Annotated in this window: 13 protein-coding genes; 9 read left to right on the top strand and 4 right to left on the bottom strand. The window is 48.0% G+C overall.

Going from position 1 to position 14,258, the window contains the following annotated elements; genetic code table 11:
* Window positions 1–47: 47 nt before the first annotated feature.
* From nuoI to M3234_RS03410, 7 genes are all read left to right on the top strand, one after another.
* Window positions 48–467, top strand: coding sequence for an NADH-quinone oxidoreductase subunit NuoI (gene nuoI, locus M3234_RS03440; protein ID WP_262303329.1), 420 nt, complete (start codon window positions 48–50; stop codon window positions 465–467).
* Window positions 464–988, top strand: coding sequence for an NADH-quinone oxidoreductase subunit J (locus M3234_RS03435; protein ID WP_066309969.1), 525 nt, complete (start codon window positions 464–466; stop codon window positions 986–988). Before nuoI ends, M3234_RS03435 begins: the two co-directional genes overlap by 4 nt.
* Window positions 985–1,299, top strand: coding sequence for an NADH-quinone oxidoreductase subunit NuoK (gene nuoK, locus M3234_RS03430; protein ID WP_066309967.1), 315 nt, complete (start codon window positions 985–987; stop codon window positions 1,297–1,299). Before M3234_RS03435 ends, nuoK begins: the two co-directional genes overlap by 4 nt.
* A gap of 64 nt (window positions 1,300–1,363) precedes the next feature.
* Window positions 1,364–3,232 (top strand): NADH-quinone oxidoreductase subunit L, encoded by a 1,869-nt coding sequence (nuoL, locus tag M3234_RS03425; protein ID WP_262303328.1) that lies wholly within the window; start codon window positions 1,364–1,366, stop codon window positions 3,230–3,232.
* On the top strand, window positions 3,229–4,734 hold the full coding sequence (locus M3234_RS03420) for an NADH-quinone oxidoreductase subunit M (RefSeq protein ID WP_262303327.1): 1,506 nt from the start codon (window positions 3,229–3,231) through the stop codon (window positions 4,732–4,734). Before nuoL ends, M3234_RS03420 begins: the two co-directional genes overlap by 4 nt.
* A gap of 6 nt (window positions 4,735–4,740) precedes the next feature.
* Complete coding sequence (nuoN, locus tag M3234_RS03415) at window positions 4,741–6,255, top strand: NADH-quinone oxidoreductase subunit NuoN (RefSeq protein WP_262303326.1); 1,515 nt, start codon at window positions 4,741–4,743, stop codon at window positions 6,253–6,255.
* A 366-nt stretch (window positions 6,256–6,621) separates the two neighbouring features.
* Window positions 6,622–7,941 (top strand): diguanylate cyclase domain-containing protein, encoded by a 1,320-nt coding sequence (locus tag M3234_RS03410; protein ID WP_262303325.1) that lies wholly within the window; start codon window positions 6,622–6,624, stop codon window positions 7,939–7,941.
* Window positions 7,942–8,040: 99 nt separating this feature from the next.
* On the opposite strand, the gene M3234_RS03405 is transcribed toward M3234_RS03410, so the two are convergent.
* Genes M3234_RS03405 through M3234_RS03395 form a run of 3 tightly spaced genes read right to left on the bottom strand, consistent with a single transcriptional unit; the run spans window position 8,041 to window position 9,520 of the window.
* Window positions 8,041–9,000, bottom strand: coding sequence for a general stress protein (locus tag M3234_RS03405; protein ID WP_262303324.1), 960 nt, complete (start codon window positions 8,998–9,000; stop codon window positions 8,041–8,043).
* Between the two features lie 49 nt (window positions 9,001–9,049).
* A complete protein-coding gene (locus M3234_RS03400; protein WP_262303323.1) occupies window positions 9,050–9,220 on the bottom strand; it encodes a CsbD family protein in 171 nt (56 codons plus the stop codon).
* 51 nt (window positions 9,221–9,271) lie between these two features.
* Entirely contained in the window at window positions 9,272–9,520 is a 249-nt protein-coding gene (locus M3234_RS03395) for a hypothetical protein (RefSeq protein ID WP_262303322.1), read from the bottom strand.
* A 777-nt stretch (window positions 9,521–10,297) separates the two neighbouring features.
* On the opposite strand from M3234_RS03395, the gene M3234_RS03390 reads away from it, so the two are divergent.
* Window positions 10,298–11,794 carry a mechanosensitive ion channel gene (locus tag M3234_RS03390; protein ID WP_262303321.1) on the top strand — a complete coding sequence of 499 codons (1,497 nt, stop codon included), beginning with the start codon at window positions 10,298–10,300 and terminating at the stop codon, window positions 11,792–11,794.
* Between the two features lie 357 nt (window positions 11,795–12,151).
* The gene (locus tag M3234_RS03385) at window positions 12,152–13,450 is read left to right on the top strand and encodes a hemolysin family protein (protein WP_262303320.1); all 1,299 of its coding nucleotides are present in this window, start codon (window positions 12,152–12,154) and stop codon (window positions 13,448–13,450) included.
* A gap of 66 nt (window positions 13,451–13,516) precedes the next feature.
* Here M3234_RS03385 and M3234_RS03380 read toward each other — a convergent pair whose 3' ends face one another.
* Window positions 13,517–14,203, bottom strand: coding sequence for a hypothetical protein (locus tag M3234_RS03380; RefSeq protein ID WP_262303319.1), 687 nt, complete (start codon window positions 14,201–14,203; stop codon window positions 13,517–13,519).
* Window positions 14,204–14,258 lie beyond the last annotated feature (55 nt).

Genomic DNA, 14,258 nt, shown 5'->3' with positions numbered 1-14,258 from the left:
GACGTGCATCAATAGAAGCTTGAAAATTTTTAAAAGGGGTGAAAGACGTGCTTGGATTAGCGAAAGGCTTGAAGTATACCCTGAAGCAGTTAACGCGCGAGAAGGTTACGTATGATTATCCGAATGAGCCGCTGCCGCTGCCGGATCGGTTTCGCGGGATTCAGAAGTTCTATCCGGAAAAATGTATCGTGTGTAACCAGTGTGCGAATATTTGTCCGACGGATTGCATTCAGCTGACTGGCAAGAAGCATCCGGACCCGACGAAAAAAGGGAAAATTATCGATACGTACGATATTAACTTTGAAATCTGCATTCTTTGTGACCTGTGCACGGAGGTGTGCCCGACAGAGGCCATCGTTATGACAAACAACTTTGAGCTTGCTGAGTATAGCCGTGACATGTTATTTAAAAACCTTGAGTATTTGGATGAAAACGACGAAAACGTACGGCAGGTGAATAAAGCATGACCTTAACAGGTGAATTTTTCGCATTTATGGCCTTGGCGCTTGTGGCGATCATCGGCGGCGTGCTTTTACTCAACCTGAACAAAGTCGTTCACATGGTCGTGGCCTTAATTTTTACATTTGTCAGTATCGCCGGAATCTACGTCCTGCTGTCGGCGGAATTCATCGCTGCGGTCCAGGTGCTGATTTATTCCGGAGCCATCACCATCATCATGCTGTTCGCCATCATGTTGACGAAGCCGTACGATGATGAAAGCAGTGAATCAAAAGGCGGCAGGCTGAGAAATGTCCTTCTGTTCCTTGGGGTGGTCGGGTTTGCCTTTGCGGTGTATATCGGCATTTACAATTTCCCAATCGATCAGACGCCTAGCGACTTGCATGTCAACAATACGCTGGAAATCGGCAAGGCGCTATACTCACGATTTATTATTCCATTTGAATTAGTATCCGTATTGCTGTTGGCTGCCTTGGTCGGCGCGATTATTTTGGCAAAACGGGAAGATAAGGAGGCGGACAAGGAATGAGTTCAGTCCCCGCTTCAGCCTTCTTGGCATTGGCACTCATTTTATTCTGCATCGGCCTGTACGGTGCGTTAACGAAGAAAAATACGGTTATCGTGTTAATTTCTATTGAATTAATGCTGAACGCCGCTAATATCAATCTCGTCACTTTCAGCAAATACGGGCTGAATCCAAACATCGACGGACAGGTCTTCGCCCTCTTCGCAATGGCCGTAGCCGCTGCAGAAGCAGCTGTTGGCCTTGCAATCCTGATGGCACTTTACCGCAACAAGAGAACCGTCAACATTGATGAAATGGATTCGATGAAAAACTAACATAAAGTAATTTCTACAAATTTGGGGTGGGAAGTTCTCCACTCAAAATTAAGGGGATTTGATAATGATGGAAAATGCATGGCTTATACCGCTTTTCCCGCTATTATCGTTTTTGATCCTTCTTCTGATCGGTAAGCGGCTGAAGGAGGCGAGTGCGTATGTGGGGATTCTCTTCACGCTGGCGTCGCTGGTCTTCTCGATTCTCGTCCTGTTCGAGCGCTTTTCGGAGCCAACCTTCCTCAAGAAGTTTGACTGGCTCACGATAGGAGATCTGCATCTAACAGCGGGTTTTGAAGTGAATCAATTGAATGCATTAATGCTGTTTATCGTATCGCTTGTCAGTTTCCTCGTACATACATACTCAAAAGGGTATATGCACGGCGACGAGCGGATGCCAGTATTCTATGCTTATTTAGGACTCTTTACGTTTGCGATGCTCGGCTTGGTCATTTCGCCAAACCTGCTGCAAACCTATATCTTCTGGGAACTGGTCGGCGTCGGTTCGTTCCTGTTAATCGGTTTTTATTTTTACAAAGAAGAAGCGAAGGCCGCTGCAAAAAAGGCCTTTATCATGACCCGGATTGGCGACGTTGGTCTCCTCATCGGAATGATTTTGCTGTTCTGGCAAACAAAAAGTTTTGAATACAGCGAAATTTTCCAAGCCGTTGAGGCGGGCGCTGTATCGAACACAATGCTGACATTGACCGCCATCCTCATCTTCATCGGGGCTGTTGGTAAATCAGGTCAGTTCCCGCTCCACACCTGGCTTCCGGACGCGATGGAAGGTCCGACACCGGTTTCGGCTCTCATCCACGCCGCAACGATGGTTGCTGCCGGGGTGTACTTGGTAGCGGCACTATTCCCGCTGTTCACGGCAAGCCCTACGGCCCTGCTGACAGTGGCTACAGTCGGGGCGGTCACCGCAATTTTCGCGGCCAGCATCGGATTGGTGCAAACGGACATTAAACGCGTCCTCGCGTATTCGACGGTGTCCCAGCTTGGCTACATGATGCTCGCGCTCGGTTCCGCCGGCTATGTCGCCGGGGTGTTCCACTTGATGACACACGCGTTTTTCAAGGCGCTTCTGTTCCTGGCAGCCGGTTCGGTCATCCATGCGGTACATACGCAGAATATCGAGGAAATGGGCGGCCTGTGGAAAAAATTAAAGCTGACCGGACCTTTGTTCTTGATCGGAACACTGGCCATCTCCGGGGTTCCGGGATTATCCGGTTTCTTCTCGAAAGACGAGATTTTAGTCGCGGCATGGGAAGGCGGCCATCCAGTGCTGTTCCTGTTCGCGTTAATCGCGGCGTTCATGACCGCATTCTATATGTTCCGCCTGTTCTTCATGGTGTTTACCGGAGAATCTCGCGGACAACAGAAAAATGTGCACGAATCACCATCCGTGATGACCATGCCGATGGTTGTACTCGGCGTACTCGCTGTCATCGCCGGTTACGTGAACACGCCGTGGTTCGGGTCCTTCCTAGGCGACTGGTTGGTTGACGGCAACGAAGCCCTCGGCCATGGCCATATCGAAGGCCCAATCTGGATTATGATCGCAGCCACCGTCGTTTCCTTAGCGGGAATCTACTTGGCTTGGCTCATTTATGGCAAGCGCTCGATTGCCCGCGACTGGCTCAGCGGACAAGGCGGCATGCTGTACACTGTTTTATACAACAAATATTACATCGACGAATTCTATCAATTGACCGTGATTGCTTTTACAAAAGGCTTCAGTTACTTCCTGCGCTTCATTGACACCTTCATTGTCGAAGGTATCGTCAAAGGCGTCTCCGGGATCGTCCAAGGCCTTGGGGCAATGGGCTCAAAAATGCAGACCGGCCGGGCGCAAACCTACGGCACGGTGGCGTTTGTCTCACTTGCGGTGCTCGCAGTCATCTTTGCATTAACAGGGGGGTATTTACGATGAATCTATCATGGGTACTGACAACACTCGTATTCTCCCCTTTGGCAGGAATTGCCGTTCTGGCGCTGCTGCCAAAAACACAGGAAAAATTGATCAAGCTAATCGGATTTCTGGCCACGCTGCCGCCATTGGCACTTGGGCTTGCCGCCTACTTGCATTTCCTTGATGGCAAAAAATTGTCCGATTTCGCCGTGTCGACCGAGTGGATTCAGTTCCGCGGCATGAACGTCAATGAGCCGATTTACTCGGTTTATTACGAGCTTGGCTTAAGCGGATTTCAACTGCTGCTAGTCGTTCTGACCGCAGTAGTCGCGACGCTGGCGGCGATTGCGGCCAGATCCGTAAAGAAAGAATGGAAAGGGTTTTTCATGCTGTTCTTGCTGCTTGAAATTGGCATGCTCGGTGTGTTTACCGCAGAAAACTTGATTCTGTTCTTCCTATTCTTTGAGATTACGCTGATTCCAACCTTCTTCCTGATCGGGAAATGGGGTTATTTTGAAAAAGAAAAAGCCGCTTACAGCTTCTTAATCTACAACGGATTGGGCTCTGCGGTATTGTTAATCGTCATTATGATTCTATTTGCCAAAACTGGCACGACCAACATCGACCTCTTGGCCCATATCATGACCGACGAAACGGCTCCTTTATCCGGAGCATTGAAGCTTGGCTTGTTGATTTCGTTATTGGTTGCCTTCGGCGTCAAACTGCCGATTTTCCCATTGCACAGCTGGATGCTGCGCGTACACGTGCAGGCACCTCCTGCCGTGGTTATGATTCACTCTGGGATTCTATTAAAAATCGGTGCCTACGGGTTGATCCGCTTCGGAATGGGGATTTTTCCAGAACAGTTTGAAACGCTGGCCGTGGCGATTGCCATCCTTGGCGTGATAAACCTGTTGTACGGAGCGTTCCTGGCATTCATTCAAACCGATTTTAAAATGGTGCTGGCGTATTCTTCGATTTCCCACATGGGCATCGTGCTAATCGGACTTGCGGCGATGAACGAAGCCGGAATCCAGGGCGCCATTTTTCAAGTGATTTCTCACGGATTGATTTCAGCCTTATTGTTCTTCCTTGTCGGCGTCTTGTACGAGCGTACCGATACATCGCTGATCGATAATCTTGGCGGACTGGCCAAGGGGATGCCGATTACTGCTGGGTTCCTGCTCGCTGCCGCGATGGCGTCGCTTGGGCTGCCGGGCATGTCCGGATTCGTCAGCGAATTCATGGCCTTCCTCGGTTTGTTCCGCGAGCTTCCGTGGATTGCCGCTGTCGGAACGATCGGGATTATCATGACCGCCGCCTACCTGCTGCGGGCCGTGCTTGGCATGACCTACGGCAAGGCGCACCGCGAATTTGTCGGGGTGGCTGATTTGCGGGGCGTTGAATTTGTCCCGGTTGTCGTATTAATGCTGTTAATCGTGTTAATTGGTGTTTACCCAAGTGTCCTTAGCTCGCCGCTTCAAGCCACACTTGAGACGCTCATGCTTGGGTTAGGAGGGTGATGAAGGATGAGTCTTGATACATTATTATCATACAACTGGAGCGTCATGGTCCCGGAGTTCATCATCCTTGGCGTGATTGCTCTGTTGACAATCTTTGATTTATTTATGCCAAAAACGTTGGACCGAAAAGTCCTTGGCTGGATTGGCATTGCCGCCGTCTTCGCGGCAATGGTGTCCTTGGTGCCACTTGCCGGCGGTCCGGTCGAGTCGATTCTCGCCGACACGTTCCGTTTGGATAGCTTTGCGATCGCCTTTAAGATGCTGTTGCTCGGCGGTGCTGGTCTGGTGCTGTTCCTCGCTGTCAGCTATGAGGCGAAGGAAGGGCTGGAGCTTTATAAAGGTGAGTTCTATTACCTGTTCCTGACTGCCTTGCTCGGCGGAATGATCATGACTTCGAGCGGAGACTTGATCACACTGTACATCGGTCTTGAATTATTATCGATTTCTTCTTATATTTTGGCGGGCATCCGCAAAAACAATTTGCAGTCCAACGAGTCCGCAATGAAATACGTCATCAACGGCAGTATTTCCTCTGCGATTATCCTGTTCGGGCTGAGCTATGTGTACGGCTTGACCGGTTCGACCAACCTAATGAACATTGCCGGACAACTGTCGCAGTTGATGGACGGCCAGCAGGCATACCTGCTCGGGTTGTCGTTCTTGATGGTATTGGTTGGCTTGGCGTTCAAACTGGCAGCCGCTCCGTTCCACATGTGGGCGCCTGACGTCTACCAAGGCGCGCCGACTCCGGTTACCGCATTCTTGAGCGTTGTCTCAAAAACGGCCGGATTCGTGATTGTGCTGCGGATTATGCTGACGGTGTTTTACTCAGCGGCAACAGACGGCCCTGGTTCAATGCCGATTATGTACGATATGCAAAACTACATCGCTGTCTTGGCGGGAGCGACAATGATCATCGGTAACGTCGTGGCGTTGAAGCAGACAAACATCAAACGACTGTTTGCCTACTCGTCCATCGCCCACGCCGGCTACTTGCTAGTCGCGCTGACGACAATGACACCGAATATTTTCTATACGATGTGGTTCTACCTGCTCGCTTACCTGTTGATGAACCTCGGTGCGTTCGCGGTCATCCAGGTGGTAACAGAGAAGACCGGTTCGGAAAAAATTGGTGATTTTGCCGGGCTGTACCGCCGTGCGCCAGTACTGGCTGTGGCAATGGGTATCCTATTGGTATCACTGGCCGGCTTCCCGGGCACAGCAGGATTTATCGGCAAGCTGAACATCTTTATCGGAACCTTCGTGGTACAGCAGCCACATTACGTGCTGGCATCGATCATGATCGCGACCACCGTCGTGTCGTACTTCTACTACTTCGGCATCATGGTGCAAATGTTCTTCCGTCCAGCCGCCGACGAAAGCAAATTCAACATCCCATTCGGCATACTAGTTGTGTTGATCATTGCAGTCGTTGGAAGCATCCTATTCGGAGTCATGCCAAACCTGGCATTAGACTTCATGCACAACAACCTGGACGTACTCATGGACTTCTTTAGCTAGGAATGGTGTAAAGGGTGTTATTGGTGTCATTGGTGTTATTGGTGTCAGGCACCACTCGTGGACAAATTGGGGAATTTGTCCGCGTGGGGTGGACACTTTAAGTATAAACGGTCAATAAAGGGGTTTTTAAAGGGAAAGAAGAGGTTGGGGGACCTCTTCTTTTTTTGTGGGCTTGGTTCTGCGGACAAAATGAAAAGGTTGAAACAGAAGAACAATTTGCCTTCTTAATGGAGCACCAATGCAGTTTAATGCAAGGATACCTATTCAGTAAACCGGTGGATGCAGAGGAATTTTCTGGGTTCCTATCCATGAATATAGTATAATCCTAAGTTAAAGAAGGATGGACAAATTGGAAGGTGAATCAGAATGTTGGATTTTTTAAAGAATAGAGAGTTGAATGGGAATCATTTATTTTTCAAATTATTTAATGACATGTCTGACCTGGTTTACCTGACTAAGGTGGGGGAGGATCAATCGCTTAGCTACGAACTGGCTAATGAATCGGCTATGGAATTTTCTGGGTTAACAGTGGAGTCCTTTGGAAAGCCTTTGCAGGAAGTGCTTCCTGAAAAGGTATTTAAGGTAATCGAAGGAGAGTATCAGGAAGCCATGGCAAAAGGCGAACCGATTACCTATGAAGATAGTGTGGAAGCACCCCCTGGTTTTAAACACTATAAATCTTCTGCTAATCAGCATGTTTATTGGGAATCCCAAATCACGCCAATCTTTGATAAGGCGGGAAATTGTTCCTATTTGTTAGCGGTGGTCCGCGATATTACGGAGCGAAAACAAAAAGAAGATGAATTAAAAAGGGCCAATGACCGGTTCGAATTAGTATGGAATAGTGTGGCGGACGTCATGTATATTTTTGACGAGAATGAACGTTTTACGAAAGTAAATAAATCATTTGAAAAACTGTTAGGCTGGACGGAAAAAGAAATTCTCCTTGATGATTCCATCAGCATCATACCGGAAGGCAGCCAAGAAGATTTAAGCAGGATTGTTGCGGAAGTGAAAAAAGGAAAGGTCATTCCATCTTATGAAACGCAACGCATCACGAAGGACGGCAAAATCGTCGATGTGCTAGCCTCCTATTCTCCTATTTACGATTTGAACGGCGGCTGGGACGGGACGGTAGCGGTATATAAGGACATCTCCGAGAGAAAACAGTATGAAACAGAATTGAAAAAACTGGCCCTGCAGGATCCCTTAACTGGTTTGCCCAATAGGACGGCTCTTTATCAAAGAATAGAAGTTGAAATGAAACGGGCAAAAGCCACTCATCAAATGCTCGCTGTGTTCTTTCTTGATATCGATAAATTTAAAGAAGTGAACGATACCATGGGGCATGATATTGGAGATGAGCTCCTCAGAGAATTTGCCCACCGCGTGAAGGGATGCATCCGCAAGAACGACCTATTGGCAAGATTAGGCGGGGATGAATTTGTCATCTTGATGAATGAATTGAATGACAAACAAGAGGCGATTCACATTGCTGAAAGGATCTTACTGTCCTTGCAAACTACGTGGAAAACACAAAACCTTGAAAGGAAGATATCAGCCAGTATCGGGATCTCATTCTTTACCGATTATAACCAAGAAGTGAAAAGCTTGTTGAAACAAGCTGACGTAGCCTTGTACAAAGCAAAGGAAAAAGGCAGAAACAATTTTCAAGTCTATGGGTGAGTGGCGGCGGTGCTTGTCGTCAAAACCTAGTGATGAATTTGAAAAAGAAGAGGCGACGGGGCCTCTTCTTTTTTGCTTAATTTCAAAGTTTTGCTGTATTTATCGCGATTTTGAGGTGTTTGTGTGCTCATCGATCAACTTTTCTGATTGCATTGGGTCGGGCTTGAGGTGTTCTGTGCGGAGCTCCGGTTCTGTTTTTGCTTCTTCCATTTCATTCCCCAGTCTTTCGACTTCTTCATAGTCTCGGGCCATCGAGCTGTTATTGGCCTTCTCAATCGGGGTTGAGCCGCCTTTCAGGGAGGAGCCGCAGCTATTGTTTGAAGCAGCTGTGGCTCTGGTCAAGGTTGAACCGCTCTCCCTATGAGTCGCCCTATTGTCCAAGGTTGAACCGCTCTCCCTGATAGCTGCAACCTCGTCCAAAGCAGCCCCGCTCTCCATGTCTATATTCTCGTCAATCGTTGACCCCATTACACGAGATTTATAGCCTGCACCCGAAAATGGCCTTTTCTCGGAAATGAACTCATCCTCCTTATGCTCCCGCACTTCTTTGGGGTGACCTGCCACTAGTGTAGCGGTGCTGTCCTCCATATGATCATGTAAATAGTTTCGGTCATTTAGGTGATCGTCCGACCCATTCTCCACAAGTACAAGGATTTTCCCTTCCTTAATTGAGTTTTCATAGTACTCCGCTTCCTCATCGGGAATGCCCATTCCGACGAGCGCGCCGGTCAATCCACCCAGGCCTGCACCGGTAACCGCACCCACAAAACTGGTCGCAATCGGTCCGGCAGCGATTAACGGGCCAATTCCCGGGATCGCTAACGCTCCGGCGCCGGCCAACAACCCGGTAACACCGCCAATTGCACCGCCGGCAATCGCTCCAGTGGCCGCCGACTCTTCAACGGCGGCTCCAGTTTCCTCCGTAACATGATTTACGTGCTTCCCGATTACCGAGATTTCATTTTGGCTGTAGCCTCTTTTTAACAGCTCATCAATTGCGGCAATCGCTTCCTGTTCCGTATCATAAACTCCGACAACATTCTTTTCATGCGTGTCCATTTTCGTTCCTCCTCTATAGTAGTAGATTCCTATAAACGATCTTGGCCATTTAATCTGTTAGCTTGTCCTTGACCTCACCGTATCCTTCTTTTAATTTCCCTTTTGCCTTGTCCATCTTCCCTTCAGCGACCTGAGACTGGTCATCGGTTAACCGGCCCCATTGCTCCTTAAGCTCACCTTTTACCTGATCAACACTGCCTTTTACTTTATCTTTATTCATGATTACAGCCTCCTTATATTTGTTTCTTTCCGTTATTCCTGTTGAAAAAATTTACTTCTGATCCTTGCTTTTTTCATTAAGTTCCTTTTCGACATCTTTCATTGCTTCTTTAATATTTTCCTTAGCTTCTTTCATGGTACCCTTGGCCTCTTTTTTTGTATCTTGGTCAATTTGGTCCTTTTGCTTGCCATCGCTAATGCCGTTGTCCTGGTCGACGCCATCACCGCAGCCGGCCAAACCGCCAAAGGTCAATAACGCAGCCATACCGGCAACGACTAAATTCTTGCGATTCAAATCCATTTGATTTCCCTCCCAAAAATTTTATGAGAATCAAAAGCAGATAGGCTCCCGATTCGTTTGCCGTGCTCTCTTTATATTCCCAGTGGAAAAATGGATGAAACATTTTTTTGAAGGATTTTGGCTAATATTGGTATCTGAAAATGATAATTTCAGCAATAACTAGAGGGGACTTTCCTATTAATAGGCTTATAAGTTTGTTTTTTCCAAAACGCGTTATATAACCCTCTCTTATGACGCGTTTGCCCGGGTTTTTTCCACCAACGCGTTATATGACCTTCTTTTATAACGCGTTTAGCCGGAAATTCGCCTGAAACGCGTTATATAACCCTCTCTTATGACGCGTTTGCCCGGGTTTTTTCCACCAACGCGTTATATGACCTTCTTTTATAACGCGTTTAGCCGGAAATTCTCCTGAAACGCGTTATATAACCCTTTCTTATGACGCGTTTGCCCGGGTTTTTTCCACCAACGCGTTATATGCCCTTCTTTTATGACGCACTTGAACGCGGGCAATCCACCAACGAGTCAAATAGCCCTTTCTTATGACGCGTTTACCCCTGCGTTATAGGAGCAGTAGAAGGTAAAAACGGGGATCAACTACACCAATAAAGGTTATAGGAGCAGTAGAGGTACGAAAAAAAGCATCAGACTACGCCAATACGCGAAATTGAGCAGTAGAAGAGAGAAAAACAAGTTTCAATTTTTCTAAACGGGGTTATATACCTATCAGAGCGTGACAAACCCAAACCAACAATACAGAGAAAAGGAGAGGTTTAAATGAATCTGCATGATATGACGGCAGGATGGTACATATACACTGATCGGCTGCCGAACCTGATTTTTGCACTTCTTATTTTATTAGTCGGCTGGCTAGTCGCCAAAAAGCTGGGCAAGGTTGTCGAAGCCGCCCTAAGAAAAACAAGTTTTGACGACCGGCTTTTTTCAAACTTCGGCACCAAAAGGTACCCCTCAGAAAAAATCATCGGAAAACTGGTTTACTATCTATTACTGGTGTTTGTGTTGATTATCTTCTTTAATATGCTGAACCTGAGCTTTATCGCCTCACCACTCGTGAACATGCTGTCGGCGATCACCGGCGCGATTCCAAACGTATTAAAAGCGGCACTGATTCTACTGTTTGCCTGGGTCGTTGCCGCCCTCGTGCGCAAAGGGTTTGAGAAAGGCGCAGCCGCCATCCATTTGCCAGCACGATTAATAAAATGGAACATGGCCAAGACCGAAATGGATGGCCGCGAAAAAGTGGCCAACATCGCCAACGCGTTGTTCTACTTTGTCTTGCTTCTGTTCTTGCCTGGAGTCTTGGGCGCGTTACAAATCGACGGTGTTTCGGAACCGGTTGAAGGCATTCTGACAAGCTTCCTATCCTTTATCCCGAAACTATTTGCCGCGGCCATCATTTTATTTATCGGGTGGCTGATTGCGAAATTGGTCCGTGATATCCTGACGAATTTTTTAAACAGTATGGGCACAGACAAATTGGGGGAACGGTTAGGGGTCACAGGCAAGCTTGATCTCGCTGGTATTGTGGGAAATATCGCGTTTATCTTAATCTTGATTCCTACCATCATCACTGCCTTGGAAAAATTGGATTTGGAAGGCGTGTCCGCGCCGGCCATTGCAATGCTGCACAAAGTAGTGACGCTGATTCCGAACATTGTGGTGGCCGTGCTCTTGATTTTGGCGGGGATCTGGCTCGGAAAATGGGTCGAAACCTTCGTCGCGCAAATGCTGTGGCGCCTGCGCTTTGACAACCTATTTTACCAAATGGGAATCGGCTCCTTAACACCACAGCAGCCGAAGTACAGTCTGTCCCAACTTGTTGGGCTCCTCGTAAAAATCGTCATTGTCCTGTTGTTTACCGTGGAAGCCTTGCAAATTGTAGGATTAGACTTCTTGGTAACGCTGGCGTCAGCTGTGCTTGCCTACCTGCCGATGGTGTTCGCTGCACTGGTCATCTTGGGCATCGGTTTGTACGCCGGAAATCTGGCCGAACGGATTGTCAAAAATGTCGTCAAGAAGAGCTATGCCCGGACACTTGCGCTCACAGCCAAGTATGCCATTTTCGCCGTAACCATCTTTATGACACTCGACCAGTTGGGCGTGGCTCACTCCATCGTCAACGCTGCGTTCATTCTCTTGTTGGGCGGACTGGCGCTTGCGTTCGGACTGTCATTCGGCCTCGGCGGCAAGGACTTCGCGGCGAAATATTTACGCAAGCTGGATGACAAGCTTGATCAGAATATGAGACCGTAACTTTGGAAAAGGGCTCAATTATGAAAAAAATAACAATCTGAATCGGCAGCCGATTTCGGATTGTTATTTTTTAAAAAGCTCTATCATTGCTTTCACTGTGTTTGAAAAATAAACGGAGGAATTCCGCTTATTTCGGGAAATACCGATATTTCCCTAAAAATAAGGGGAGTTTTTCCGCTTATTTCACCTAAATCATTGAATTTTGTCTAATTTAGAGCAGATAACCGGAATATCTCCGCTTATTTCTGCCTCTTGAGCCTCAACTATATACATTAGCCGGAAATTCTCCGCTTATTAATTCTCATACTTACACGAAAGTAAACAATGAATGCCTAAAAAAGAGAGGAGGGATGCCGGATGATGGTGAATTTGTTGTTGATTGTCCTGCTGATTCTGTTCACTGGTTTTTTTGTTGCAGTGGAGTTTGCGATTGTGAAGGTGCGGCCGTCGCGGATTGATGAATTAATCCTGGCGAATCGGAAGGGCGCGCTTGCGGCGAAGCAAGTGGTCACGCACCTCGATGAATACCTGTCGGCTTGCCAGCTGGGCATCACGGTGACAGCGCTCGGGCTCGGCTGGCTCGGCGAACCGACTGTGGAAAAATTGCTGCACCCGTTATTCGCAGCGTTACATCTAAACGAATCGCTGACCGGGCTACTTTCCTTTGTCCTTGCCTTCGTTTCTGTCACGTTTTTGCATGTCGTTGTCGGTGAATTGGCGCCGAAGACAGTCGCGATCCAGAAAGCGGAGGCGATCACGCTGCTGTTCGCCAAGCCGATTATTTGGTTTAACAAAATCATGCATCCGTTTATTTGGGCGCTCAACGGCTCGGCGCGGGCGCTTGCCGGCGTTTTCGGCTTAAAACCGGCCTCGGAGCAGGAGCTGGCTCATTCCGAGGAAGAGCTGCGGTTGCTGCTGGCGGCAAGTCTTGAGCAAGGGGAAATTAATGAGAGCGAGTATCAGTATGTTAACAATATTTTTGAATTTGATGAGCGCACCGCCAAGGAAATCATGGTGCCGCGGCTGGAAATGAGCTGCATCTCGGTCGACGACCCGGTGCACGAGGTCCTGCAAAAGCTGAAGACAGAGGGGTATACCCGCTATCCAGTCGTAGAAGGCGATAAGGACCATATTATCGGTGTAATGAACGTAAAAAGGTTTTTAACAGCGAGATTGATGAATAAGGGCCTATATGAAAATTGGAAAATCAAATCGTACATCCAGCCGGTGATTCGGGTGATTGAAACGATTCCGATCCATGATTTGCTGGTCAGAATGCAGATGGAGCGGATACACATGGCAATTTTGCTGGATGAATATGGCGGCACCTCGGGGCTGGTGACGGTCGAGGACATCATCGAGGAAATCGTCGGCGAAGTCCGTGATGAGTTTGATGCCGATGAAGTCGCCGAAATCCGCGAGATTGCGGAAAATCACTATATAGTCGATGCCAAAGTGCCAATTGCGGCAGTCAATCAGCTGCTCGACATCACTCTGACCGCTGAGGATGTCGACACGATTGGAGGGTGGTTCCTCACGCAATACAATGCCGCGCAAATCGGTGCCGGTGCCGTTGTCGAAGCGGAGGGCTGTATGTTCAAAATTCATGAAGCAAGCGGCTACCACATTTTATATTTGGAGATTCAAAAGATATGAAGCGAAACGGGAGCTTAAAAAAAGACTGGCAGTTTAGCTTACTGCCAGTCTTTTTATATGCCTAGGTCAGGAATGTTTCTTCATGACGTCAATGTCGTGCTGGAACGTTTCGAGCATCACTTTTTTGTTTCCATACAGCAGGAGTTGGTCGCCTTCATGGAGGGTGGTATAGTAGATGTTCTTTCGAATCGTGAGGTTGCCGCGCTTGATGAATAGGACGGTGAGGTCCGCCTCATCAATGTTAGGGACGACCTTCCGGATTGTCCGGTTGGCAAGTTGGGAATCTTCATATACCCGAAGCCCAATCATCGTGTCTCCGTTGTTTTTTAAAAAAATCTCCCGGATAGGATAATCGGCAAGCTCAATCGTCTGTTCCATTTTACGATTAAAAAAATAGAATAATAACCTTTGAACACCGCTCAGCTTCAGAATAGCTAATACAAGGAGGACGGCCGCCGCCACGGTGCCAATTTCCATTAGCCGGAGCCCGTTTGACAGGAATTCACTGATGGAGGAGATGATGACGGCCATCGAAAAGACGCCGAACAGGATGAGGAAGGTGGCCAGCTTGCGGCGAATCGGATGCCCGGAAATCAGCTCCGACTCGTCCGTGGTGAAGCCCGTGCCCGTCATCATCGAAATCACTTGAAACCGTGACACCTCAACCTTTAGCCTTGTCAGGCGAAACAAAACTACAAAAATCTCAATCACTGTAAAAATGATCATAAAGTAGATCAGCAGGAAAAATATCATCTAGGTCACCTCACATAGAGCAGGGGACAGCCCTTGTGGCCCCGCCCATGGTCAT

Origin of the sequence: Neobacillus niacini, assembly GCF_023715785.1 — a bacterium.
Taxonomy (GTDB): Bacteria; Bacillota; Bacilli; order Bacillales; family Cytobacillaceae; genus Neobacillus; species Neobacillus niacini_E.
This window is presented reverse-complemented; position numbering and strand designations above follow the sequence as displayed.

What these genes read in the sequence shown, in the direction of transcription:
- M3234_RS03435 (WP_066309969.1), top strand. Translation starts at nt 464, where the DNA reads ATGACCTTAACAGGTGAATTTTTCGCATTTATGGCCTTGGCGCTTGTG.
- nuoK (WP_066309967.1), top strand. Translation starts at nt 985, where the DNA reads ATGAGTTCAGTCCCCGCTTCAGCCTTCTTGGCATTGGCACTCATTTTA.
- nuoL (WP_262303328.1), top strand. Translation starts at nt 1,364, where the DNA reads ATGATGGAAAATGCATGGCTTATACCGCTTTTCCCGCTATTATCGTTT.
- M3234_RS03420 (WP_262303327.1), top strand. Translation starts at nt 3,229, where the DNA reads ATGAATCTATCATGGGTACTGACAACACTCGTATTCTCCCCTTTGGCA.
- nuoN (WP_262303326.1), top strand. Translation starts at nt 4,741, where the DNA reads ATGAGTCTTGATACATTATTATCATACAACTGGAGCGTCATGGTCCCG.
- M3234_RS03410 (WP_262303325.1), top strand. Translation starts at nt 6,622, where the DNA reads ATGTTGGATTTTTTAAAGAATAGAGAGTTGAATGGGAATCATTTATTT.
- M3234_RS03405 (WP_262303324.1), bottom strand. Translation starts at nt 9,000, where the DNA reads ATGGACACGCATGAAAAGAATGTTGTCGGAGTTTATGATACGGAACAG.
- M3234_RS03400 (WP_262303323.1), bottom strand. Translation starts at nt 9,220, where the DNA reads ATGAATAAAGATAAAGTAAAAGGCAGTGTTGATCAGGTAAAAGGTGAG.
- M3234_RS03395 (WP_262303322.1), bottom strand. Translation starts at nt 9,520, where the DNA reads ATGGATTTGAATCGCAAGAATTTAGTCGTTGCCGGTATGGCTGCGTTA.
- M3234_RS03390 (WP_262303321.1), top strand. Translation starts at nt 10,298, where the DNA reads ATGAATCTGCATGATATGACGGCAGGATGGTACATATACACTGATCGG.
- M3234_RS03385 (WP_262303320.1), top strand. Translation starts at nt 12,152, where the DNA reads ATGATGGTGAATTTGTTGTTGATTGTCCTGCTGATTCTGTTCACTGGT.
- M3234_RS03380 (WP_262303319.1), bottom strand. Translation starts at nt 14,203, where the DNA reads ATGATATTTTTCCTGCTGATCTACTTTATGATCATTTTTACAGTGATT.